We start from the raw sequence: 23,235 nt of genomic DNA, 5'->3' as shown, positions 1-23,235 counted from the left end.
TGGCCGTTCCCCGGCCGAGCGCCGCACGATCGGGCGCGTCGCGCGTCAGCTGCAGGGAACGACGTCGGTGCTGTGTCGCGACTACGGAGGCCGAGCCTCCGGAACGTGATCGCCGCGTCCCGACGATGCTATTGACCGGGGTACGCGTCGACAACCCCCGGGTGTCCCCACTTCGGGGGACCACCCGCGATGATGCCGAGGGCGAGCGGGTCGAGACCGGTCTCGTCCTCCTGTATGGTGGTGTGAGCACTCGCGAGAGTGCATGGAGACGTCGCATAGTCCGGCCGAGTGCACCACCCTGCTAAGGTGGAGTCCCCTTTGAGGGGACCGAGGGTTCAAATCCCTCCGTCTCCGCACAAGCCCAGAACGAGTAGTGCAGCACGAAACCCCGGTCCAGTCGGACCGGGGTTTCGTCGTTCCGCAGACGGACCAGACGGACCAGACGGACCAGACGGACCAGAAGGACCCGCCGGGACAATCGGCACGGTCAGACCGTCGCGACGCTCCCCGTCCCCGCCCCGACCGGCCGAACCGCCCGAGACCGCCGCGCAGCCCCCGCCGCGATGGCGGTGAGCACCACGGCCGCCAGCGTGATCCCGGCACCGGCCCAGATCGGCGACGTGTACCCGAGCCCCGCCGCGATGGTGAGCCCACCGATCCATGCCCCGAGCGCGTTGCCGAGGTTGAACGCCGCGATGTTCGCCCCGCTCGCCAGGGTCGGCGCGTGGTCGGCGTACTGCATGACCCGCGTCTGCAGCGCCGGCACGGTGGCGAACCCGAACGCGCCCATGAGCACGAGGGCGATGACGGTCAGCACGGGCGAGGTCGCGACGACGGCGAACAGTGCGAGCACGACGGTGAGGACGACGAGGACCACGAGGAGCGTGCCGTCGATCGACCGCGAGGCGAGCTTCCCGCCGGCGAAGTTCCCGACGAACAGCCCGACGCCGAACACGACGAGGAGCCACGGCACCGTGCTCGAGGCGAACCCCGACACCGATGTCAGCGTGTACGCGATGTAGGTGAAGGCGCCGAACATCCCGCCGTACCCGAGCACCGTGATCCCGAGCGAGAGCCAGACCTGCCCGGAGCGGAAGGCGCTGAGTTCCCGGGAGAGCGACGGCGTCTCGGTGACCCGCACCGCGGGGACGAGCACGAGCACGCCGACGAGTGCGACGACACCGATGGCGGCGATGGCCCAGAAGGTCGCGCGCCAGCCGAGCGCCTGGCCGAGGAAGGTGCCGAACGGGACTCCGAGGACGTTCGATGCCGTGAGCCCCGTGAACATGAGGGCGACTGCGGAGGCCCGCTTCTCGCGGGCGACCATGTTCGACGCGACGACGGAGCCGATGCCGAAGAACGCCCCGTGGCAGAGCGCGGCGATGACCCGGCCGAGCATCATCACGCCGTACACCGGCGCGAGGGCGGAGAGCGTGTTGCCGATGATGAACAGCACGAGCAGGCCGATGAGCACGGGCTTGCGGGGGAGTCGGGTGGTGGCGGCGGTGAGGCCGAGCGCTCCGACGATCACGGCGAGCGCGTAGCCGGTGACGAGCCAGCCCGCCGTGGTCTCGGTCACGCCGTAGTCGGCGGCGACCTCGGGCAGCAGCCCGGTGATGACGAACTCGGTCAAGCCGATGCCGAAGCCGCCGAGTGCGAGGGCGATGAGTCCCGCGGGCATGGGTGTCCTTCCGTTGTGCGGTGCAGCTGTCCCGCGTACGCTGGTTGTTGCACACGCGGGACATCGATAGTTGCACACGCGGGCTATCCGCGCAAGCAACTGACGGCGCCCGCAAACGCCGCACCACGCACGACCCCGAGACAGAAGGAGCCCGATGTCGGTCGACGACACCTCCACCGCCGTCCGCGCCCACGGCTGGCGCACGCTCGCTGCCCTGCACGGGCTCATCGAGACCCGGCTCGAGCGTGCGCTCCGCGAGGTGGACCTGTCCGTCGTCGAGTTCACGGTCCTCGACGCGCTCCGCCGCCAGGACGGCTTCCACATGCGGATGCAGCAGCTCGCCCGGGCAGCCGCGCTCAGCCCGAGCGCGACGACCCGCCTGGTGAACCGCCTCGAGGAACGCGCCCTCCTCACCCGCGTCCTGTGCGCCGACGACCGCCGCGGGCTCTACACGGAACTCACCCACGCCGGACAGGCGCTGCTCGACCGCGCCACCCCGATCCACGCCGCAGCACTCGAGGAATCCCTCGCCGAGGCACGCGACGTCCCGGAACTCGAGGAGCTCGCCGTCGCCGTCGACCGGCTCGAAGGAGCAGCCGTCTGACGACCGCGGGGTGACCGGCCGGGAGGCGCGGCTCGCCTCCCACGTGCACGCTACGGTGATCGGGTGATGCGGCGGACAGGGCTCGTGGTCGCCGGAGCGCTCGTGCTCACGGTGGTGCTCGGCGGCTGCGCCACCGAGTCCGACGACGGGGCCACCGGCCTCGCCGTCGAGGCGTACGCGGAGCCCGGCGCGGGGATGGTCGCGAAGGTCCGGGCCGCCGCCCCGGGCGCTGCGACGATCGGCATCGACGGCGTGACGGTCGCCGACGACGGCGCCGGGCTGAACGTCCTGCCGGACGGCGTCGGCACGCTCGCCCGCGCGGCCACGACGGGCGGCGCGGCGTCCGAGCTGCTCGTGAGCAACTACTCCGAGTCGATCGGCGACTTCTCGCCGGGCATCGGGACGGCGCTGCTGTCCGATCCGGGCAACCGTGACCGCGTCGCGACGCAGCTGGCCGAGCTCGCCGCCGAGCAGCACGTGACCGGGGTGCAGATCGACCTCGAGTCCCTCCGGAGCCGTGATCGTGCCGGGCTCGTGGCGTTCGCCGCGGCGCTCCAGGACGCCGTGCACGACGAGCTCGGCGACGACGCCGAGGTCTCGATGGCCGTGATGGCCTCGACGAGCGCCGACGGGTACCGCGACACCGGGTACGACCTCGCCGCGCTCGCCGACCACGTCGACCGCTTCGTGCTGATGACCTACGACCAGCACGGCCCGTGGAGCGGTCCGGGCACGGTCGGCGCGCTGCCCTGGGCGGGTCGGGTGGTCCGTGCCGCCGAGGCCGAGGGGCTGTCAGCCGACCGGATCGACCTCGGGATCGCCGGCTACGGCTACGTGTGGGGTGGCTCCGGCGACCCGCAGGTCTCCCCGTCGCAGGCGCGGAAGACCGCCGGTGACCGGGCACGGTGGTCGGCGCGGAACGGCGAGTGGTCCGCCGCGCTCGACGACGGCCGTCGACTGCACTGGTCGGACGCCCGCTCCTACCGTGCCCGGATCGCCCTCGCCGAGGACCTCGGCCTGCACGGCGTCGCCCTCTGGTCCCTGGGCACGCTCGCCCTGCCGGACTGACGCGGAACGGACCCGAACGAACGGAGCGTTGCGCGCCGGCGGACGACGGTGGATCCTGGCTCCGACCACCTGTGCACGCGGACCCGGAGGCGACGTGAAGCTCTTGCTGACATCCGGGGGCGTCACGAACCCGAGCATCCACGCGGCGCTCGTGGCCCTCCTCGGCAAGCCGGTCGACCAGAGTCACGCGCTGGTCATCCCGACCGCTCAGTGGGGACACCCGATGTGCGGACCGGCCTCCGTCCGTGACACGGTGTCGGGCGGTGACGACTCCCGGTTCTTCTCGGGGCTCGGATGGGCGTCGCTCGGCGTCCTCGAGCTCACCGCGCTGCCGACGATCGGCGTGGAGCGGTGGGCCAGCTGGGTGCGTGCGGCTGACGTCCTGCTCGTCGACGGCGGCGACGCGACGTACCTCGCGCACTGGATGCGCGCCTCCGGGCTCGCCGATCTCCTGCCCTCGCTGCCCGACACGGTCTGGGTCGGGGTGAGCGCCGGGAGCACGGTGATGAGCCCACGGATCGGCGCGTTCTTCGTCGAGTGGCCGCTCGCGCCCGACGATCGGACACTCGGGGTCGTCGACTTCTCGATCTTCCCGCACCTCGACGCGTTCCCCGAGAACACACTCGAGAACGCCGAGCGCTGGGCTGCCGACATCGGCGTTCCGGCGTACGCCATCGACGAGCAGACCGCCATCCAGGTCGTCGACGGCGCGGTCGAGGTCGTCTCGGAGGGGCGCTGGGTGCACCTCGACCGGCGACTGACCGACTAGCTGGTCGCCTCGTCGTCGGGGAGTGCATCCAGCACGACCGTCCGGAGAGCGCTCGCTTCCGCCGCAGACGACGTCGAACGCGCGGTCCAGCCCGGTTCGCTGGAGCTTGTCGAGCTGCTGTTCCTCGGTCCCGTTGGTGAGGAGACCCAGCCGGTAGCCGCCTGCCCGGAGCTCCCGGAGCAGCGACGCACTGCCGGGGAACAGCTGCCACGACGCGCGGTAGGAGCGCAGGTAGCCCTCGAACAACCGGTCCAGGGCGGCGTCGTCCGGCGGCAGTTCGACGCCGAGCGGTGGCAGGACGGAGCGGAGGCGCGCACGTCGCTGCTCCTGGAAGCTGATCTGCCCGGACCGCCAGCGCTCGAACTGCTCGGCCTCGGCAGAGGTCCAGGCCCCGAGCGCCGACTCCGTCGCGGCCGGGCCGAGGCCCTCGAGGAACCGCGTCGCCCCGGCGCGTGCGGCACCCCGGTGGTCGAACAGGGTCCCGTCCAGGTCGAAGCACACTGCGCGAAGAGCACCCACCCGACCAGACTAGGAGCCATGCAGCACGACGACGTGACACTGACCTGGCGGACCGAGATCGCAGAACACGAGCTCGTGGCGCTCACGGCGGCGCATGGGGGTGCCGCTGCGGCTGGCTGGTGGGATCGCGTCCGCCCCCGGTCGCTCGGGTGGGTCGCCGGTCGGACCCCGGACGGCGCACTCGTGGCGTTCGTCAACGTCGCGTGGGACGGTGCGGACCACGCGTTCCTCATCGACACGAAGACCCATCCCGATCAGCAGCACCGGGGCCTCGGCACCGCCGTCGTGCAGCTGGCGGTCGAGGCGACCCGCTCAGCTGGCTGCGAGTGGCTGTTCGTGGACTACGGCGCGGACCTGGTGCCCTTCTACGAGGGCGCGTGCGGCTTCACACCGACGCACGCGGGCCTGATCCGGCTGCGCTGACCGTCGACCCGGCGCTCAGTCGCGCGGGGGAGCCGTGGTCGAGCGGACGACGAGCGACGGCGGCACGAGGATGCGGGTCGGTGCGGGTCGGTGCGGGGCGCCGATGAGCTCGTCGAGCCTGGCCGCTGCGAGCCGGCCGACCTCGTCGTTGTGCGGGTCGACCGTCGTCAGGCGGAGCAGCTGTCTGAAGTCGCGTCCCGCGCCTGAGTTGGCTGGTCGTCACCGTGCTGTTTGCGGGTGATGGCGCGCCAGGAGGATCACGCCGCTGACCGCGAGAACTGCTGCGAGGACGAAGCCTGCGATGGCCACCGGCGGAGCGCCGGCCGCCTCATGCAACACCATGACTCCGATTCCCACTGCGACGAGCGGGTCGATGACTGTCAGTCCCGCGACGACCAGATCAGCCGATCCGCATGCGTACGCGTTCTGTACGAAGTAGCCGCCCAAAGCCACAGCGACGATGACGCCGATCGTCGCGGTCACACTTCCCGCGTCGAACTGGCCGTGCAACAAGCGGTCAAGGATCACCTTCGCCAAGGTTGCGACAAGGCCGTACAGCGTGCCGGCGCCGACGACGTAGAGCATTGCCCGGCGTCGCCTGGTCATCCACGGGAAAGCGAGCACGATCAGCGCGAGGACCGCTGCCAAGACCATGAGGACCTGCACAAGCTGCGGCTGCGAGACTGCGCGCTCGGTGCTGACGATCGCAGCGATCCCCACGAAGCACGTCACCCCGCCCGCGCACAGCGCTACCGCCCGGCGCGCGGGCTTCGCGAGGGGTACGCCGCGACTCCGGGATGACCACCAGGTCGTGATCACCAGAGCGACGACACCGAGCGGCTGCACCAAGAGCAGCGGGGCGTACGCGATGCTCACCAGCTGCAGCACGACCGCCAGACCGAGCGTGAGCGTGCCCAGAAGCCAAGTCCCGCTGGACGCGAGTGTGAACACGTGCCAACCGGACAAAGTCCTCGTGCGGTGTCCGTTCCGCATCTCGACGCGGTGGACTCCACTGCTCTGCAGCTGCACACCCAGAGCGAGGAGGGCCGCACCAGCAAGCGCGACCGGGACCATCGACACGGAGAGCGCTGTCAGGTCCACGGTCTCGGCCGCCCTACCGCGACCGGAGAATCAGCCCAAAATGCCACGTCGGCACCTGTTGGTCGGCCCACGGCAGTTCCCTCGAAAATCGCGAACCTCCTCCGTTGATATCCATGGATTTCAGCGTACACATCCAAGGAATCTTGGTGATGGGCGCTGCGGTGAGATCTGCTCAGGCGCGCGGGGGAGCCGTGGTCGAGCGGACGACGAGCGACGGCGGCACGAGGGTCCGGGTCGGCGCGGGTCGGTGCGCGGCGCCGATGAGCTCGACGAGCCTGGCCGCTGCGAGCCGGCCGACCTCGTCGTTGTGCGGGTCCACCGTCGTCAGGCGCAGCAGGGGCGACGACGCGAGGGGGGTCTCGTCGTTCCCGATCACCGAGACGTCCTCCGGCACGCGGAGCCCGGCCTCGCGCACGGCGGCGATCGCCCCCATCGCCATGACGTCGTTCGCGGCGAACACGGCGGTCAGGTCGGGGTGGTCCTCGAGTGCGCGCCGCGTGCCCTCGTAGCCGGTCTGCTCGGAGGTCGGTCCGGCGCCGTAGACCAGGGCCGGGATGCCGGACTCGGCCATCCGCGCGACGGTGGCGGTGCGACGGACGGCAGCCGGGCCTCCCGAGCCGGTGACGTGGACGATGCGGCGGTGACCCAGGTCGATGAGGTGCTCCGCTGCCAACCGACCGCCGGCGGCTTCGTCGGACGCGACCACGTCGAGTCCGCCGGGGACCTCGGCGCGTTCGCCGGCGACGACCACGGGGGTGTCGGCGGGGACGACGAGGTCGGTGAAGCCCTCGGCGGCGAGCACGACCCCGTCGACGCGGAGCGACACGAGGTCGTCGAACGGTGACGACCCGAGGTGGGCGTTCGCCAGGGTGTCGGCGAGGGTGAGGCGGAGGCCGTGCGGGGCGAGGGCCTCGCGCACGCCGTCGAGCATCGGGACGTACCAGGGGTTCCGGAAGTCGTCGACGACGACGCCGATCGTCCGGGTGCGTGTGCCGGCGAGGATGGCGGCGGCGCGGTTCGGCCGGTAGCCGAGCTCGGCCGCGGCGGCGAGGACGGCGGAGCGTCGGGCGTCGGACACCCCGGGGTCCTCGCGCATCACCATCGAGACCAGGGACTTCGAGACGCCGGCGCGGGTGGCGACGTCGATGATCGTCGGCGGACGGGACACACGACTCCTTGACAGGACATGGGCTGCTGCAGCTACAGTCTACCGACAGCTTCTGGAACGTTCCAGAACGAGCAGCGAGTTCTCGAAGGAGAGACCATGAGCGACAGCATCGGCGTCGCCGTCATCGGGGCGGGCATGGCGGGCAAGGCCCACATGGCCGCGTGGCGGAACGCACCCTCCCTGTTCGGCTCGACCCTGCCGCCCGTGCGGCTCGTGTCGGTCGGCGACGTCTACGAGCCCCTGGCAGCCCAGGCCGCGCAGCGGTTCGGGTACGCCCGGCACGACACCGACTGGCGGGCGATCGCGGCGGCGGACGACGTCGACGTGGTGAGCGTCGTCGTCGCCAACGCGCTGCACCGCGAGATCGTCGAGGGGCTCCTCGCCGCGGGCAAGCACGTCCTGTGCGAGAAGCCCCTGTCCGACTCGCTGGACGACGCCCGGGCGATGGCGACCACGGCTGCGCTCGCCGCCGACCGCGGGCTCATCGCACGCGTCGGCTTCACCTACCGGCGCGCTCCGGGACTCGCGGCGATCCGGCAGCTCGTCGAGGACGGCACGCTCGGCCGGGTGCTGCACGTCTCCGCCCGCTACTGGACGGACTACGGCGCCTCGCCCGACGTCCCGTTCTCGTGGCGGTTCGCCGGCGCTCCCGGCACGGGTGCGCTCGCCGACGTCGGGTCGCACCTGACGTACGTCACCGAGTTCCTGGCCGGCCGGGTGCAGAGCGTCAGCGGCGGCGTCTTCACGACCTCGATCACCGAACGGCCGATCGCGGCGGGGCACGCGCTCCGCGGGCAGGCGGCGCCGCTGACGGGCGAGACCGCGCGGGTCGAGAACGACGACTACGCGACCTTCGGTGCGCGGTTCGGCGACGGCTCGGTGGTCGGTTCGCTGGAGGTCTCGCGGGTCGCCTCCGGGCACCCGAACGGTCTCGTGGTCGAGGTGTTCTGCGAACGCGGTGCCGCCCGCTGGGACCAGGAGCGTGCGTCGGAGATCGGCCTCGCGCTGCAGTCCGACGGCTCACGCCTCGGCGGCTACCGCCAGGTGGTGCTCGGTCCGGACCACCCCTACGTCGCCGGCGGCATGGCGATGGACGCGCCCGGTGTCGGCTGGGGCCAGAACCAGATGTTCGAGTACCAGGCCCGCGCCTTCCTCGACGAGGTCACGGGTGTGAGCGACGCCCTGCCGGCCAACGCCACCTTCGACGACGGCGTGCACAACATGGACGTCATCGACGCGGTTGCCCGGTCGGCCGCCGCGGGTGGCGCGACCGTCGCGATCGCCGAGGAGGTGCACGCGTGAAGCTCGGGCTGTACAACGCGATCCTGCACGACCGTCCGCTGCCCGAGGCCCTGCGGGTCATCGCGGACAACGGGCTGACCGGCATCGAGCTGAACACCGGCGGGTTCCTGCCCCCGGTGCACGTCCCCGGGATCGACGAGATCCTCGTCGACGACGGTGCTCGCGACGCCTTCCGCGCGCAGTTCGACGGCACCGGCGTCACGATCGCCGGCCTCAACTGCAACGGCAACCCGCTGCACCCGGACCCGGCGATCGGCCCGGCGCACGCCGAGGACGTCCGCCGCAGCATCCGGCTCGCTGCCCGGCTCGGCCAGGACCGCGTGGTCACGATGTCCGGACTGCCCGCGGGGGAACCCGACGGTACCCGGCCGAACTGGATCGTGAACGCCTGGAACTCGGCCGCGCTCGACGTCATCGAGTACCAGTGGAGCGTCGCCGTGCCGTTCTGGCAGGAGATCGACGCCCTGGCACGCGAGCACGGGGTGCGGGTCGCACTCGAGCTGCACCCGCAGAACGTCGTGTTCAACCCGGCGACGATCCGCGAGCTCGTGGAGCGCGGCGGGCTGACGAACGTCGGGGTCGAACTCGACGCAAGTCACCTGTTCTGGCAGCAGATGGACCCGGTCGCCGTCGTCCGCGACCTCGGGCCGCTCGTCGTCCACGCCGCTGCGAAGGACGTCCGGATCAACCCGCACGCCGCGATCAACGGCGTCCTCGACAACTCGTTCCGCCGGTTGTCGCCGGACGAGCCGCGCACGAACCTCGGCGGCGACGAGTGGGCGAACGAGTGGCCGAAGCCGTCGGCGTGGGACTTCGTCGCGCTCGGCAAGGGGCACGACGAGGCGTACTGGTCCGCGTTCCTCGAGGCCCTGTACGAGGTCGACCCGGACATGTGGGTGAACATCGAGCACGAGGACACCGAGCTCGGCCGCGAGGAAGGGGTCGCGGTCGCCGCCGCGGTGCTCCGCGCCGCGGACGCGGCCCGCGCAGCACGCGCCTGACCCGGCTGGGTCGGGTGCCCGGCGGGGTCGACCTGGAGGCCCGGATCACGTGAGCAGACCGCTCACGTGATCCGGGCCTCCAGGCTGTGCCGTGTCCCCCGGCTGGGTCGTGAGGCGCAGTCGGTGACGCATCCTCCGGGGGCTGTCACCGGGCCGTTGTAGCATGCACGACACCTGTCCCGAGACGAGGAGGCCTGCGTGCCGGAACCGACCGACCCCGCCTTCCCGATCGATCGCATCCGCGACGTCGGTGACGACGTCATCGCCGCCGTGTCGACGGTCATCGACGGCAAGACCGAGGCCATCCGGACCGCCCTGACGGTGATGCTGGCGGAGGGGCACCTGCTGGTCGAGGACGTCCCCGGGGTCGGCAAGACCGTGCTCGCGAAGGCACTCGGCGCGTCCGTCGGCGGATCGGTGAACCGCATCCAGTTCACCTCGGACATGCTGCCGTCCGACGTCACCGGCGTGAACATCTTCGACCAGTCCTCCGGCACGTTCCGGTTCTCGCCCGGGCCGGTGTTCGCGAACGTCGTGATCGGCGACGAGATCAACCGCACCAGCCCGAAGACCCAGTCCGCCCTGCTCGAGGCCATGGCCGAGTCGCAGGTCACTGTCGACGGCGTCACGCGCAAGCTGGACAGCCCGTTCATGATCGTCGCGACGCAGAACCCGATCGACATGGAGGGCACGTACCCGCTGCCCGAGGCGCAGCGTGACCGCTTCATGGCGCGACTGACGATGGGGTACCCGAGCGCCGACTCCGAGCGGCAGATGCTGACGAACCGAGGGGGTGGCGACCCGCTCGCCCACCTGCGGCCGATCGTCGACGTGAACACGCTCCGCGACCTCATCCACTCGGTCCGCACCGTGCACGTCGCCCCCGACGTCGAGGCGTACATCGTCGCGATCGTCCGGGCCACCCGCACCCACCCGGACATCGTGCTCGGTGCCAGCCCCCGTGCCACGCTGCACCTCGCGCAGGCCGCTCGGGCCCACGCCGCGCTGCTCGGCCGTCCGTTCGTCACGCCCGACGACGTCGCGACGCTCGCGCCGCTGATCCTCGCCCACCGCCTCGTGCCGGTCGCCCGGGGCCTCGGCGGCACCGGCGACGACACCGCACGCGAGATCGTCGTCCGCATCGTGTCCGACACCGTCGTGCCCTTCACGGCGACCCCCGTCCGCTCCTGATGCCCGGGTCCCCGGCACCGTCGTCGTTCGCCCTGCGGACGGGTGCCGCGCGGTCGTTCGCCGTCCGGTACGGGCGCCGGGGGCTGTCACTGCTGCGTCGCACCCCGTTCCCGCGACCGACGGCTCGGGGCTGGACCGTGATCGCGGTCGGCATCGGCCTGGTCGGCGGGGGACTGGTCGGTACGACGAGCGTCGCGGTGTCCGCCGGACTCCTGCTGCTCGTGCTCGTGGTGCTCGGGGTCGTGATGGCGTTCGTCGTCGCGGCACCGTTGCGCGGTCGCAGGAGCACCGCGCGGGCGATCGTGCAGGTCGGCGAGGTCTACCGGGAGCGCATCACCCTGGGCGGGACGAACCTGCCGATCGGGCCCCGGTCGACGCTGCTCGTCCGGGAACAGCTCGACGACGGGCTCGTCAGCATGTCCACCGCCGAGACGTACGCGACCGTCGGGCCGCACGTCCCGCCGGCCGTCCTCGACGTCGAGGCCCTGGCGATGCACCGCGGGCGCTGCCTGGTCGGACCGGTGACGATCCGCGTCGAGGACCCGTTCGGGCTGCTCCGCATCGACCGTCCCGTGGTCGCCGCCGAAGAAGTGGTGGTCGTGCCGGCCACCACCCCGCTCGCCGCGCTCGAGACCGGCGCGCTCGCCGGGGCCGTCTCCGCCGACGAGGGCCGGGTCGGCCAGGGCGGATCGGCGGACGACAGCGAGCTCCGCCCCTACCGTCCGGGCGACCCCATCCGCCGCGTGCACTGGGCCCAGAGCGCCCGCCGTGGCGAACTCCACGTCCGGCAGACCACGCAGGCCCAGCCACCAGAGGCGGTGATCGCGCTCGACGTCCGGCGCGAGTCGTACCAGCGCCTCGGCCGCGATGACCTCGCCGAGCTGTCCGACCTCGGCGGCGACGCGGCGTTCGAGCACGCCGTCGTCGTCGCTGCCAGTGTCGCGCGCGCGCTCGCCGCCCGGACCTCGCGCGTGCTGCTCGTCAGCGACGGCCCGTCCGGCAGCACCCGGCACGCCGGCGACGCCGGGGGACTGACCGACGTGCTCGTCGGGCTGGCCGACGTCCGGGTCCGGTCGGACGCCCGCGAGGTCACCGAGGTGCTCCCCGACGTCCGCGGCCGCGACGTGCACGGGATGACCGCCGTCGTCACCGGACACTGCACCGCCGAGCAGGCCGCCGAGCTCGTCTCCGCGACCACCGGGTCGAGCCGCGGCATCCTCGCCACCATCGTCCCGCCGGACCCGGTCGTGCGGGGGATCCTCGACCGTGGCGGTTGGCGGACCCTCGTCGTCCCGGTTGCCGGCGCGCACACCTCCGGGAGCATCCGGTGAGCGGCGTCTCCACCCGACCGGTCGCCCCGGGCAGCGCCCCGCGCGGCGGTGCCCCCGGGCGTGCGGCGGGCCGTCCGATCGCCGAACGCCCGGAGCGTCCGGACTCGCCGAACCCGTGGGTCGTCGCGCTCGCACCCGTGCCCGTGCTCATCGCCGCCCTGGCCATGCGGCCGCTCGTGCAGGGCACCGCGTGGTGGGTGTCCGGCGTCCTGATGGCCGCGGTCCTGGTCGGCACGATGCTCGCCTTCCGCCGCCGGGCGCCCGGCGTCCGGTTCGTGGCCCTGGTCGTGGCCCTGATCGTCTGCTCGTGCGCGGCCGCCGTGGTGAACGACGTCCAACCGCTCGGGTGGCTCGACAAGGACGGCGCGCTCGGCGAGACACTGGCCGCCATCCGGCTCAACCCCGCGCCGCTGCCGCAGACCGACTCGATCCGGCTCATCGTCACGGTGGCGATCGGCTGGGTCGCCGGGGTCTCGCTGTTCCTCGCCGCCGTCGCCCCGACCGCGGCCCTGGCGGCGGCACCCGCCCTCGTGATCCTCATCGTCCCGGGCATCGTCACCGGGGCGCCGGCCGCGCCCGGGCTGGTGATCGTCACCGGACTGGCCTTCCTCACGCTGCTCTGGCTGTCGGTCCGGCCGGTCCAACGCGCCCTGCCGGCCGCCGTGGTCGGAGCGATCGGCCTGGTCGTCGCGGTGGGGTTGCCGGCCATCGTGCCGCTCAACGCCAGCTGGCTGTCCGGCGTGACCGGGGCGATCCAGTCGCCCGTGCAACCCGGACGGCCCGGCACCCTGCTCAACCTCGGGCAGGACCTGCGGCAGCCGAACGAGCTCGAGGTGTTCCGGTACCGCTCGGCGGACGGGCAGCCCGAGTACCTCAAGCTCGCCGACCTCGACGAGTTCGGCACCGGCGACTGGGTCCCCACGACCACCGACGCCAGCACTTCCGAGACCGCCGACACCCAGCAGTGGGCCGTCGGCGTGAACCCGCGGCTGTCGACCCGGGGCGACGTCACGATCCGGATCACCGGGCTGTCGAGCAACTACCTGCCCGTCCCGGCGGGCGCGGTGTCGATCGAGTCGCGGTCCACCAACCTCGACCTGGCGCAGTGGCGCTGGATGGGGAACTCGAGCACGGTCCGGTCGACGGGGCCCGCCACCCCGCGCGGCTCCACGTACGAGGTCTACGGTGCTTCGACGTGGTCCGGCGAGTACCTCGACGCGATCGCGTCGTCGGGCCTGCTCGGTCGTGCCGACGGCCGCGGGTTCGCCCGGCCCTCCGCAGCGGAGCTCCGCACCGACCGCGAGCTGCCGAAGAAACTCCCCACCACGATCGCCCGCACGGCCCAGCGGGTCGCCGCCGGTGCCGGCACGGACTACGAGAAGGCTCGGGCGCTCGAGCAGTGGTTCCGGAGCGACCTGTTCACGTACTCGGAGACCGCGCCGGTCGAGCAGGGCTACGACGGCGACAGCATGGACGTCGTCGCGAAGTTCCTGCAGGTGCGCGAGGGGTACTGCGTGCACTTCTCGTCCGCGATGGCGGTGATGGCCCGCACGCTCGGCATCCCGTCGCGCATCGCGGTCGGCTACCGGGCCGGCTCGACGCAGGCGGACGGCGAGTACACGGTCTCGAACCGGCAGCTGCACTCGTGGCCCGAGCTGTACATCAAGGGCGCCGGCTGGGTCGCGTTCGAGCCCACGCCCGACTCCGACCAGGCGGCGACCTCGTCGACCGAGGCGACGGCCACGCCGTCCCCGGCCGCTCCGGACACACCGCTCCCGGCACCCGGCGAGGCCTCGGCCGCCCCGTCCTCGGCGACCCCGACGCCGAGTGCGTCCGCCGGTCCTGGTGCCGCCGGGTCGACGAACGGCGGCGGCAACGGCCCGCTCGGCCTCGGGGTCGGGATCCTGCTCGCGCTCGCACTCCTGGCGTCACCGTCCGCGGTCCGGGCGTTCCGCAGGCGATCGCGTCTCGGTGCTGTCCGCTCGGGTCGGTCGCCCGCGGTGAACGCCTGGCGAGAGGTCCTCGACGACGTCGCCGACCACGGGTACGCGCCGGGGCTCGCGCCACCCGACGACGCTGCCGCTGCGGCGCGCACGGCACGTGCGGTGCTCGGTCGGCTCCGGTCGTCGTTGCCGTCGGCAGCGCTGCCCCACCTGGACGCCGTGGTCGATGCCGTCGACCGGGAGCGCTTCGCCGCCGGCGGGGCCGCGTCGGTCGATGCCGACGCGTTGCTCGTGGCCGTTCGGCAGGTCCGGGTCGCCCTCGACGCGTCGGTGTCCGGCGCGCGGGTGGTCCGGTCGCGCCTGCTGCCGCCGAGCTTGCTGCCGTCGTCGGCGTGGTCGCACGAGGGGCGCCGGGCGCGCCGTCGCCCGGCGTAGGGGCGGCGGCCCGCGGCGCTCGCGTGCCCGCGGCGCTCGCGTGCCCGCGTGGTGCGCGGGGGTGGACCCGTCAGCGCCGGCGGATGACCGCCTCGACCAGGGCCGCGACGACCTCGCCGGGGTTGACCCCGGGCAGCGCCGCCGTGTCGAACATGATCCCGACGTTGGCGCCGACGAGCACGGTCGTCAGGTCCTCGAGGGGCATCCCGGGGTCGATCTCCGGGTGCGCGCCGAACCACAGCCGGACGAGTTCGAGCACGCCGTCCTGCAGCTCGCGGCGCTGCCGCACGAACTCGGGCAGGAACTCGGGGTGCCGGATGGCGTAGCCGCGGAACTCCGACAGCAGTGCGAACTGCGCGCTCTGGTCGTGCCGCCCGAACGCCGCGCGGACGACGTCCCCGATCTCGACGGCGGCGATGTCGGCGCGGACGAGTTCCCGCAGTGCGCCGAGCACCAGGTTCGTCGCGCGCTGCATGACCTGCGCGACGAGGTCCTCCTTCGACGAGAAGTTCGAGTAGACGGCACCCTTGCTGAACCCGGCGCGGGCGGCGACCTCGTCGAGCCGGGCCTCGTGCACGCCCTGCTCGGCGAACACCTCGGCACCGGCGATCAGGAGACGTTCGCGGACCTCGGCGCGCGGGGTCCGTGGGGTGGGGGAGTCGGAGGCGTCGTCGCTCATCGTTCCTGGTTCGACGGGCCGTCGCGGTCCGTCGGGTCCGGCTGCATCGGGCTGGCGTGGTGGTGGTCGATCACCATTCTGGCGCGAGCAGATCGTCGGTGGAGACCTGCCGCGCCGCGCGTCTGATCCCGCGCGGCATCAGCGAAGCCCCCATCCACACGTCTGCTCGGAACCGCCGCGTTCGGGTCGCGTCGGTGCGGGAGCGGACGACGTGCGCCGAGTCGATACCCGGCGGTACCGATGGTACGCCCGAGCACCGACGAATCACACCCCCGGGTCGTCCTCGACCGTGTCGTGCTCGCTCCGCACGCTGCCGGTACCGGAACGGCGACCGGGTCGGCGGAGCAGGCGGATGGCGTCCGGACGCAGTCGACGACCCCGCTGCAGGAGCGATCCGAGTGTCGACTTCGGCTGCCAGTCGCGGCCGTTCGGCAGGCCCCAGCCGCGCCGGACGGCACCCCACCGCAGCCCGAGGGAGAGCACGATCGCGGCGACGATCCCGATGGAGGGCGAGCCGAGGTGCGAGGCGACGACCATCACGGCCGAGGCGGCGACGGCCACGGTGGCGTAGAGCGCGTTCCCGCCGAACACGGCCGGCACACGGCGGAGCAGCAGGTCCCGCATCGCACCACCGCCGACCGCCGTGATCGTCCCCATGATGATCGCGGCGGGCCACTCGAGTCCGGCGTCGAAGGTGCGTTGCACGCCGACGACCGCCCAGAACCCGATCACGGCGGCGTCGAGCACGGTGAACAGCCGGTCCCAGGTCAGTGCGGAGAACGACACGAGGAACGCGATGAGTGCACCGGCGATCGCCACGGGGACGTAGAGCGGGTCGACGAGCGCGACGGGCGGCCCGTTCTGCAGCAGGGTGTCGCGCAGCATGCCGCCGCCGAGCCCGGACACGAACCCCACGACCAGGAACCCGAACAGGTCGAAGTCCATCGTCCGGGCGAGCGATCCGCCGAGCAGCGCGGACGCGAACACGCCCGCGAGGTCGAGCACGTTCGTGACCGACGCCAGGCCCTCGGGGGTCAGCAGGTTCATGAGAACCATCAAACCCCACGCCGGACGACTGGCGGGCCGAGCGCCGGTTAGGTTAGCCTCACCTTCGTCATGCTCGCCACCCTCGTCATCGGCCTCCGTGAAGGCCTCGAAGCGACGCTCATCGTCGGCATCATCGCCGCGTTCCTCCGTCGCAACCGTGTCCCCCTCGCCCCCATGTGGCTCGGCGTGGGGGTCGCCGTCGTGCTCAGCATCGCGGTCGGCTTCGGCCTGCAGGTGGTCGAGCAGGCGCTCCCGCAGGCGCAGCAGGAGGGCATGGAGGCGGTGATCGGCATCGTCGCCGTCGTCTTCGTCACCGGGATGATCGTCTGGATGCGCACGCACGCACGCACCCTGACGAAGGAGCTCGAGGCGAGCGCGACCGAGGCGCTCGGCCGCGGTACCGCGTGGGCCCTCGCCGGCATGGCGTTCCTCGCGGTCCTCAAGGAGGGCTTCGAGACCGCGGTCTTCCTCCTCGCGACCTTCCAGGCGTCGTCCGACACCGGGCTCGCCGCCCTCGGCGCCGTGATCGGGATCGCCGCCGCGGTCGTCGTGGGCTACGGCATCTACACGGGAGGCGTGCGGCTGAACCTGTCGCGGTTCTTCACCGGCACGGGCGTCTTCCTGGTGTTCGTCGCCGGCGGCCTGGTGCTCACCGTGCTCCGCCGCGCCCACGAGGCCGGCTGGATCGTCATCGGCCAGCAGCGCACGGTCGACCTCAGCTGGCTCGCGCCGAACGGCTCCGTGCAGGGCGCGCTCGTCACCGGTGTCCTCGGCATCCCGCCGGACCCCCGTGTCATCGAGGTGCTCGGCTGGGTGCTCTACGTCGTCCCGGTGCTCGCCCTGTCGCTGTGGCCCCGGGCACGGCGTCCGTCCCCTGCTCGCGTGCCGGTGGTCCGGCTGGTCACCGCCGGGGTCCTGGCCGTCGCGGCCGCAGCCCTCGCGGTCGCCGTCCCGACCGGCGGAGCCGACCTGCCGCACTCGACCGCCGTCACCGGCGACGCCAGGTCCGTCTCGGCCTCCGTCGACGGTGCGGCCGCCGTCCTGCGCACGGCGGGCGACGGCCAGGAGGCCCGGATCACCCTGCCGTCGTCGGCCCACCGCCGCGTGACCCGCGCGGGCGTGGCCGCGGACCGCTGGCGGCTCACCGAGGCCGGCTCGGCTGCCAGCGCAGGAACCGGTACCGGCACGGCCGCGCAGCGGCCGTCCACGCTGACGCTCGACGACCTGGTCGACCTGTTCGGCCGGCTGCCCGTCGGGATCTCGCCGAGCACGAACCCCGGCCCCTTCACCGCACGCTGGGCCGTCCGCGACACCGTCACCCTGTGGACCGTCCGGGGTGGCGTCCTGGACGCGACCCGCACGGAACGCACGGTGCTCACGCTCGGTGACGGGGGCCTCCCGGCTGCCCGCACCACGACACTCGACCGCACCGTGTGGGCCGTGCCGACGGCCACCGTCGAGCGGTCCGCGGCCGCCGTCTCGGCGGCGGACACGCGCAGCGCCGAGCTGCTGCTCTGGAAGACCTGGCTGCCGATCGCCCTCGGCGTCGCCGCTGCCGCCCAGGTGCTGCTCGCCCTGCGCGACCGGCGTCGCCGCCTGCTCGCCCCGACCACCACCCCCGACCCCGACCCGTCGCGCGGCCCACCCGCCGACGACCCCACAAGGAGCCCCGAGTATGCCCTCCGCTAGGACTGCCCGCCCCCTGTTCACCCTCGGCGCCCTCAGCGTCGTGGCCGCCCTCGCGCTCACCGGCTGCGCGGACTCGTCCTCGACGGCGAGCGGCGGAGCCAGCAGCGCCGGCAAGGTCTCGCGCGTCTCGGTGACGCTGACGAACGACGGCTCGGACAAGTGCGCCGTCTCCACCACGAAGGTCCCCGCCGGCCCGGTCACGTTCACCGTCAAGAACGAGTCGTCGACCGCCATCACCGAGGTCGAGCTCCTGCAGGACCAGCGGATCCTCGGCGAGAAGGAGAACCTCGCACCCGGCCTCGACGCGGTGCGGTTCACCGCGACGCTCACCGGCGGGAAGTACCAGGTCTACTGCCCCGGCGCCGACCGGGAACTCACCGACTTCACCGTCACCGGCAAGGTGACCTCGACCGCGAACAGCAGCGCCGCGACCCTGCTCGACGAGGGCACGAAGGGCTACGCCGAGTACGTCGACGGCCAGGTCACCGACATGGTCGCCGCGGTCAAGCAGCTGCAGGCCGACGTCGACAAGGGCGACCTCGGCGCCGCGAAGACCGACTACGCGAACGCCCGGCCGTTCTACGAGCACATCGAGAGCGACGTCGACGGGTTCGTCAAGAAGGGCTACAAGGCGACCGACAACGCCGGCAACCTCGACTACCTCATCGACATGCGCGCGTCGAACCTCGACGACGCCGTCGGCTGGAGCGGGTTCCACGCGGTCGAGAAGGACCTGTTCGAAGCCGGCGCGATCACCGACGCGACCAAGAAGACCGCTGCGGACCTGACCGAGAACGTCGAACTGCTGGCGAAGCTCGTGCCGACGCTCGACTACAAGCCCGAGGACCTCGCGAACGGCGCGGCCGGGCTGCTCGAGGAGGTCCAGTCGAACAAGATCACCGGCGAGGAGGAGGCCTACAGCCACATCGACCTCGTCGACCTCGCCGCGAACGTCGAGGGTGCCCGGCAGGCCTTCGCGTACCTCAAGCCCGGACTCACGAAGCTCGACCCGACGCTGACGAAGCAGATCGCGAAGCAGTTCGACGCGACGAACACGCTGATGGACGGGTACCGCGACGCCGACGACCTCGGTGGTTTCGCCACGTGGGACGCCGCGACGAAGGCCTCCGACGCGAACAAGGTCTCGCAGCAGGTCCAGGCGCTGCAGGACCCGCTGTCCCGCCTCGCCGAGAAGGTCGCCACCGCGTGACCGACCTGCACGACGGGGCCGGCCCGCGCGACGGGGTGCCCGCGGACCAGCACCGCGGGCGCGTCTCGCGGCGCGGACTCCTCGGCGCCGGGATGGCCGCGGCCGGTGCCGGCGTCGGTGCCGTCGCGGGCATCGCCGGTGCCGCCGCCGCGACCGGGGTCAACCCCCTCACGGCCGCGACGAACGGCGACGAGTCCATCGACCTCTCGCAGAGCCACCCGTTCTACGCGACCGCCGCCCGGCAGCCGCAGGGCGGGGTGCGGACCGCGCCGCAGCGGTACTGCGTGTTCATGACGTTCGACATGTCGTCGACGGTGACGAGCGACCTGCAGGTGCTCCTCGCCCGCTGGTCGGCGTCCATCGCGCAGCTGCAGGCCGGCAAGACCGTCGGCAGCGTCGAGCCCGCGCACGGCGACGGCGTCGGTGCGGACACGGGGGAGGCGCTCGACCTCGGTCCCGCCTCGCTCACCGTGACGGTCGGCCTCGGCCCGGGGCTCTTCGACGAGCGCTTCGGGCTGGCGTCGAAGAAGCCGGCGCGCCTCGCGGCCATCCCGACCCTGCCGAGCGACAACCTCGACGCGGGACTCACCGGCGGCGACCTGTCGCTGCAGGCCTGCGCGGACGACCCACAGGTGGCGTACCACGCGGTCCGCGACCTCGCCCGGATGGCCCGCGGCACCGCGACCGTCCGCTGGACCGTCCTCGGGTTCGGGCGGGCGTCGGCCGGACCGGCACAGTCCACGCCGCGGAACCTGATGGGCTTCAAGGACGGCACCCGCAACGTCAGCACCGACGAGGACTACGACCGGTTCGTCTGGGTCGACGACGCCGGAGACGGCGCCGGGTGGATGGCCGGCGGCACCTACCAGGTCGCGCGGAAGATCCGGATGAACATCGAGATCTGGGACGCGGACGTCGTCAGCGACCAACAGCGGGTGTTCGGCCGGACGAAGGTCGAGGGGGCGCCGCTCTCCGGCGGCTCGGAGCACACCACGCCGGACTTCCACGCGACCGCGAAGGGCGGCGAGCCGAAGATCGACCCGACGTCGCACATCGCCCTGGCCGCGCACGAGGCGAACGACGGCGTGAAGATCCTCCGGCGGCCGTACAACTACACGGACGGGCTGAACCAGTACGGGCAGCTCGACGCGGGACTGCTCTTCACGGCGTACATGAACGACCCCGAGCACTTCACGCGCCTGCAGCGGAAGCTCGGGGCGTCGGACCGGTTGAACGAGTACATCTCGCACATCGGGTCCGCCGTCTTCGCCGTCCCGCCGGCACCGCGCAAGGGGTCGTACATCGGCGAGCAGCTCTTCCGCTGACCCCTCGGTCGTCGAGCCGGGTCGAATCGGGCGTTCCTGGTCGGAACTTCCCGGTCGGTACGCCCGAAACGACCCGGTACGCCCGAGAAGACCCCGCACGCCCAGCTGGACGTGGAGAGGGTGCCCTCCGTCGTTTCCCTGGAGACGGAGAGCACCCGCGTCGCGGAGTCCGCCGGGCGGAACCACCGTCCGGACGAGAGGTGACCCAGCACGACGCGTCGCGATGCGACACGCCGAGCGTACCCCGCGCATCGCCGGATCCGCAGGGAAGTACCGGGATGGGACAGTGCTGGTGACCGCCCGCCGACGCGGGCCGGAACGCGGTACCGGCACCGCGCCTCCAGGCAGCACGAGAACGGGCCGTCCCACCGTGGTGAGACGGCCCGTCTGGTCGGCCTGGAGGCGCGGTGTCAGTCCGTCAGGACCGTCGCGTCACGCTTCGCCCGGTTCCGGCGGACGAGCAGCGCGGTCGAGAGCCCCGCGAGCAGCAGCAGCCCCGCGGCGATCGCCGGGCCCGTGATCTCGGCACCCGTGAAGGCGAGCTCGCCGTCGGCGCGAACCGGAACGGTGCCGTCGACGACCCCGTCGCCGTCGAGGTCGACGCCCACGCCGCCCGAGCCGTCGTCACCGACGCCCGGCGTGGTCGGGTCGTCGTCACCCGGCGTGGTCGGGTCGCCGTCGTCCGGGTCGGTGCCCGGGTCCACGACGGCGGGCAGCGGGATCGTCACCGCGAGGGTGATCGTCCGGCCGTTCGGCAGCGTGACGACGAGCGGTTCGTCGGTCGTGGCCGTCGGAGCGACCGCGGCGGCGAGGGCGACCGGCTGCGTCTCCGGAGCCGCCACCGCCCCCGGGACGGTGAACCGGAGCGTGGCCTGACCCTGCTCGTCGGTCGTGTCGACGACCGTCGTGTCGACGGCCGCGCGGGCGAGCTCCGTGCCGCCGGCGCTGACCGACACCGAGCCACCCTGGCCCGGCACGCTGCTGAAGACGAGGGACGACAGGTCGATGGTGACGGCGTCACCGGGCTGGAAGCCACCCGCCGGGGTCGGCGTCACACGGACACCGATCGAGCGCTGGTCCTCCTGCACCTCGACGTCCGGGTGCGCCTGGAAGTACTCGACCTGCGCCTCGAGGTCGACCTTGCCGCTGTCCTGCTTCGTCGCTGCGGCCGCGAACGCCGCGAAGTTGTCGCCCCCGCCCGCGAGGAACGAGTTCACCGTCACCTTGTAGGTCGTGCCGGGGACGATCGGCTCGTCGTCCAGCGTCATCGCCGTGATGCGGGACCCCGCCGCGGCCTTCGGGTCGTAGGTGTACGAGAAGCCGTCGGAGACGCCGAGCTTGAGGAACGGGCGGCTCGCCGACGACGGCTGCCACTGCTGTTCGAGCGCCTGCTGGATCTGCGCACCGGTCAGGTCGAGCACGACCAGGGTGTTCGCGAAGGGCTGGACGACCGCGGCCTCCTTGTAGGTGACCGCACCGGAGGTGATGTCGGCACGCAGGCCACCCGGGTTCATGAAGGCGATCTGCGAGCCCTGTCGTGCCGTCGCGGCACGCTGCACCTCGGCGACGAAGTTGCCGAGCGTCGACTCGCCGCCGCGGTTCTCGGAGCCGTTGGTCTGCACGGCGCGGCGCAGGTCGCGGTCGACGGTGCCGAGCTCGACGGCTCCGAGACGATCGCCCTCGGTGACCGCCGCGCCGACGGTGGCGGCGACGGCCGCATCCGGCGCGTACGTCCCGTCGACCAGGCGGATGTTCTCGGCGACCGGTGCGGTGACCGTGCCGTCCGCGGCGACGGCGAGCTGCACGTGACCGAGGTTGAAGCCGTACGACCCGGTCTGGATCACCGGACGGGCGACCGTGCCGCCGTCGGGGACGACCGAGTGCACGTAGGTCTGGTGGGTGTGTGCGGAGAGGATCGCGGAGACGTCGGGCGTGACACCGTGGACGGCGCGGGCGAAGGCGCTGTTGCCGTTCAGGTCCGCTGCCGCGGCGGTCTCGGCGCCGTCGTGCACGAGCAGGACCATGACGTCGGCGGCGTCGTCCGCGACGATCTGCGCGGCGACCTCGTTCACCTCGGTGGTGATGTCGCCCATGACGAGTCCCTCGATGCCGTCCGGGCTGACGAGGCCCTGGCCGACCAGGTCGACCGTGGCGCCGATGAAGGCGACGCGCTGGCCGCTGATCTCCTCGACCGCGTACGGGTCGAACGCGGGCTCGCCGGTCGCCTCGTCGAGGATGTTCGCGGACACGTAGTCCCACTTCGCGTTGCGGTCGGTGTCCGGACCGATCACGCGGTCACGCAGGTCGTCCTGCCCCGTGTCGAGCTCGTGGTTGCCGATCGCGCTCACCGACAGGTCCATCTGGTTCAGGACGTCGATGGTGGGCTGGTCCTGCTGGATGAAGGACTCGAACGTCGACCCGCCGATGTTGTCGCCGGAGCTGACGAACGCCGACGTGGTCGGGTCCTCACCGCGCAGTTCGTCGAGCGCACCGGCTAGGACCGCCGCACCCGCGGCGTCCCCGTCCCGCGGCGTCGGCGCGCCGTTCGTCTGCGAGATGGACTGCGCGATCCGACCGTGGAAGTCGTTCACGTTGTAGAGGTCGATGGTCGTGTCGCCGTCGGCTGCGACGGCGACGGACGGGACGGACAGGGCGACGAGGACGCCGGCGGTCGCGAGTGCCGCGCCGCCGACGAAGCGCCGACGTCGGCGCGGAGAGGTGTGAGCGTTCATCGGCGTCGAACCTATGA

Annotated in this window: 19 protein-coding genes, 1 tRNA gene and 1 pseudogene; 13 read left to right on the top strand and 8 right to left on the bottom strand. The window is 72.5% G+C overall.

The genetic code is table 11. The annotated features are described in order from the left end of the window. The first annotated feature begins 264 nt into the window (after positions 1 to 264). Positions 265 to 354 (top strand) — tRNA-Ser (locus EDF64_RS11125). 133 nt (positions 355 to 487) lie between these two features. On the opposite strand, the gene EDF64_RS11120 is transcribed toward EDF64_RS11125, so the two are convergent. Further along, entirely contained in the window at positions 488 to 1,681 is a 1,194-nt protein-coding gene (locus tag EDF64_RS11120) for an MFS transporter (protein ID WP_133520058.1), read from the bottom strand. 154 nt (positions 1,682 to 1,835) lie between these two features. Between EDF64_RS11120 and EDF64_RS11115 the strand changes: the two genes are divergently transcribed. The 3 genes from EDF64_RS11115 to EDF64_RS11105 all read left to right on the top strand — a co-directional run bounded on the left by EDF64_RS11115 (position 1,836) and on the right by EDF64_RS11105 (position 4,122). Beyond that, entirely contained in the window at positions 1,836 to 2,285 is a 450-nt protein-coding gene (locus EDF64_RS11115) for a MarR family winged helix-turn-helix transcriptional regulator (protein WP_133520057.1), read from the top strand. A 66-nt stretch (positions 2,286 to 2,351) separates the two neighbouring features. Next, on the top strand, positions 2,352 to 3,353 hold the full coding sequence (locus tag EDF64_RS11110) for a glycosyl hydrolase family 18 protein (protein WP_243736368.1): 1,002 nt from the start codon (positions 2,352 to 2,354) through the stop codon (positions 3,351 to 3,353). Between the two features lie 94 nt (positions 3,354 to 3,447). Next, entirely contained in the window at positions 3,448 to 4,122 is a 675-nt protein-coding gene (locus EDF64_RS11105; protein WP_133520055.1) for a Type 1 glutamine amidotransferase-like domain-containing protein, read from the top strand. Between the two features lie 60 nt (positions 4,123 to 4,182). Here EDF64_RS11105 and EDF64_RS18670 read toward each other — a convergent pair. Beyond that, positions 4,183 to 4,623, bottom strand: a pseudogene (locus EDF64_RS18670) (HAD family hydrolase); the annotation flags it as partial. A gap of 36 nt (positions 4,624 to 4,659) precedes the next feature. Between EDF64_RS18670 and EDF64_RS11095 the strand changes: the two are divergent. After that, a complete protein-coding gene (locus EDF64_RS11095; RefSeq protein ID WP_133520054.1) occupies positions 4,660 to 5,064 on the top strand; it encodes a GNAT family N-acetyltransferase in 405 nt (134 codons plus the stop codon). Positions 5,065 to 5,079: 15 nt separating this feature from the next. Here EDF64_RS11095 and EDF64_RS11090 read toward each other — a convergent pair whose 3' ends face one another. The 3 genes from EDF64_RS11090 to EDF64_RS11080 all read right to left on the bottom strand — a co-directional run bounded on the left by EDF64_RS11090 (position 5,080) and on the right by EDF64_RS11080 (position 7,333). Continuing rightward, positions 5,080 to 5,235, bottom strand: coding sequence for a substrate-binding domain-containing protein (locus EDF64_RS11090; RefSeq protein ID WP_243736367.1), 156 nt, complete (start codon positions 5,233 to 5,235; stop codon positions 5,080 to 5,082). Between the two features lie 48 nt (positions 5,236 to 5,283). Continuing rightward, positions 5,284 to 6,015, bottom strand: a complete 732-nt coding sequence (locus EDF64_RS11085; protein WP_243736351.1) for a multidrug DMT transporter permease — start codon at positions 6,013 to 6,015, stop codon at positions 5,284 to 5,286. Between the two features lie 322 nt (positions 6,016 to 6,337). Next, a complete protein-coding gene (locus EDF64_RS11080) occupies positions 6,338 to 7,333 on the bottom strand; it encodes a LacI family DNA-binding transcriptional regulator (protein ID WP_133520053.1) in 996 nt (331 codons plus the stop codon). Between the two features lie 96 nt (positions 7,334 to 7,429). Between EDF64_RS11080 and EDF64_RS11075 the strand changes: the two genes are divergently transcribed. From EDF64_RS11075 to EDF64_RS11055, 5 genes are all read left to right on the top strand, one after another. Beyond that, positions 7,430 to 8,635 (top strand): Gfo/Idh/MocA family protein, encoded by a 1,206-nt coding sequence (locus EDF64_RS11075; RefSeq protein WP_133520052.1) that lies wholly within the window; start codon positions 7,430 to 7,432, stop codon positions 8,633 to 8,635. After that, positions 8,632 to 9,636 (top strand): sugar phosphate isomerase/epimerase family protein, encoded by a 1,005-nt coding sequence (locus tag EDF64_RS11070; RefSeq protein ID WP_133520051.1) that lies wholly within the window; start codon positions 8,632 to 8,634, stop codon positions 9,634 to 9,636. The genes EDF64_RS11075 and EDF64_RS11070 overlap by 4 nt, the downstream gene beginning before the upstream one ends. A gap of 198 nt (positions 9,637 to 9,834) precedes the next feature. Continuing rightward, entirely contained in the window at positions 9,835 to 10,827 is a 993-nt protein-coding gene (locus tag EDF64_RS11065) for an AAA family ATPase (protein ID WP_243736350.1), read from the top strand. Next, on the top strand, positions 10,827 to 12,158 hold the full coding sequence (locus tag EDF64_RS11060) for a DUF58 domain-containing protein (RefSeq protein ID WP_133520050.1): 1,332 nt from the start codon (positions 10,827 to 10,829) through the stop codon (positions 12,156 to 12,158). Before EDF64_RS11065 ends, EDF64_RS11060 begins: the two co-directional genes overlap by 1 nt. Next, the gene (locus tag EDF64_RS11055; protein ID WP_133520049.1) at positions 12,155 to 14,536 is read left to right on the top strand and encodes a transglutaminaseTgpA domain-containing protein; all 2,382 of its coding nucleotides are present in this window, start codon (positions 12,155 to 12,157) and stop codon (positions 14,534 to 14,536) included. The genes EDF64_RS11060 and EDF64_RS11055 overlap by 4 nt, the downstream gene beginning before the upstream one ends. Before the next feature lie 70 nt (positions 14,537 to 14,606). Here EDF64_RS11055 and EDF64_RS11050 read toward each other — a convergent pair whose 3' ends face one another. Further along, positions 14,607 to 15,215 carry a TetR/AcrR family transcriptional regulator gene (locus EDF64_RS11050; RefSeq protein ID WP_133520048.1) on the bottom strand — a complete coding sequence of 203 codons (609 nt, stop codon included), beginning with the start codon at positions 15,213 to 15,215 and terminating at the stop codon, positions 14,607 to 14,609. A gap of 264 nt (positions 15,216 to 15,479) precedes the next feature. Next, entirely contained in the window at positions 15,480 to 16,262 is a 783-nt protein-coding gene (locus EDF64_RS11045) for a trimeric intracellular cation channel family protein (RefSeq protein ID WP_133520047.1), read from the bottom strand. A 69-nt stretch (positions 16,263 to 16,331) separates the two neighbouring features. Here EDF64_RS11045 and efeU point away from each other — a divergent pair, with 69 nt between their 5' ends. From efeU to efeB, 3 genes are read left to right on the top strand one after another with little or no spacing between them, the layout of a single operon-like run. After that, a complete protein-coding gene (gene efeU / locus EDF64_RS11040) occupies positions 16,332 to 17,951 on the top strand; it encodes an iron uptake transporter permease EfeU (RefSeq protein WP_133520046.1) in 1,620 nt (539 codons plus the stop codon). Continuing rightward, entirely contained in the window at positions 17,938 to 19,161 is a 1,224-nt protein-coding gene (gene efeO, locus EDF64_RS11035) for an iron uptake system protein EfeO (protein ID WP_133520045.1), read from the top strand. The genes efeU and efeO overlap by 14 nt, the downstream gene beginning before the upstream one ends. After that, positions 19,158 to 20,486 (top strand): iron uptake transporter deferrochelatase/peroxidase subunit, encoded by a 1,329-nt coding sequence (gene efeB, locus EDF64_RS11030; protein ID WP_243736349.1) that lies wholly within the window; start codon positions 19,158 to 19,160, stop codon positions 20,484 to 20,486. The genes efeO and efeB overlap by 4 nt, the downstream gene beginning before the upstream one ends. Positions 20,487 to 20,896: 410 nt before the next feature. On the opposite strand, the gene EDF64_RS11025 is transcribed toward efeB, so the two are convergent. Beyond that, entirely contained in the window at positions 20,897 to 23,218 is a 2,322-nt protein-coding gene (locus EDF64_RS11025; protein ID WP_133520044.1) for a bifunctional metallophosphatase/5'-nucleotidase, read from the bottom strand. Between the last annotated feature and the right edge of the window lie 17 nt (positions 23,219 to 23,235).

The organism is Curtobacterium flaccumfaciens, assembly GCF_004361695.1.
Taxonomy (GTDB): domain Bacteria; phylum Actinomycetota; class Actinomycetes; order Actinomycetales; family Microbacteriaceae; genus Curtobacterium; species Curtobacterium flaccumfaciens_B.
Note: the sequence above shows the minus strand (reverse complement) of the source record. Positions and strands in the feature narration are given on the sequence as shown.

Bases quoted from the DNA above. Each gene is read 5' to 3' on its own strand.
- EDF64_RS11115 (WP_133520057.1), top strand. From the start codon at position 1,836: ATGTCGGTCGACGACACCTCCACCGCCGTCCGCGCCCACGGCTGGCGC.
- efeU (WP_133520046.1), top strand. From the start codon at position 16,332: ATGCTCGCCACCCTCGTCATCGGCCTCCGTGAAGGCCTCGAAGCGACG.
- EDF64_RS11095 (WP_133520054.1), top strand. From the start codon at position 4,660: ATGCAGCACGACGACGTGACACTGACCTGGCGGACCGAGATCGCAGAA.
- EDF64_RS11110 (WP_243736368.1), top strand. From the start codon at position 2,352: ATGCGGCGGACAGGGCTCGTGGTCGCCGGAGCGCTCGTGCTCACGGTG.
- EDF64_RS11025 (WP_133520044.1), bottom strand. From the start codon at position 23,218: ATGAACGCTCACACCTCTCCGCGCCGACGTCGGCGCTTCGTCGGCGGC.
- EDF64_RS11050 (WP_133520048.1), bottom strand. From the start codon at position 15,215: ATGAGCGACGACGCCTCCGACTCCCCCACCCCACGGACCCCGCGCGCC.
- efeO (WP_133520045.1), top strand. From the start codon at position 17,938: ATGCCCTCCGCTAGGACTGCCCGCCCCCTGTTCACCCTCGGCGCCCTC.
- EDF64_RS11120 (WP_133520058.1), bottom strand. From the start codon at position 1,681: ATGCCCGCGGGACTCATCGCCCTCGCACTCGGCGGCTTCGGCATCGGC.
- EDF64_RS11045 (WP_133520047.1), bottom strand. From the start codon at position 16,262: ATGAACCTGCTGACCCCCGAGGGCCTGGCGTCGGTCACGAACGTGCTC.
- EDF64_RS11060 (WP_133520050.1), top strand. From the start codon at position 10,827: ATGCCCGGGTCCCCGGCACCGTCGTCGTTCGCCCTGCGGACGGGTGCC.
- EDF64_RS11075 (WP_133520052.1), top strand. From the start codon at position 7,430: ATGAGCGACAGCATCGGCGTCGCCGTCATCGGGGCGGGCATGGCGGGC.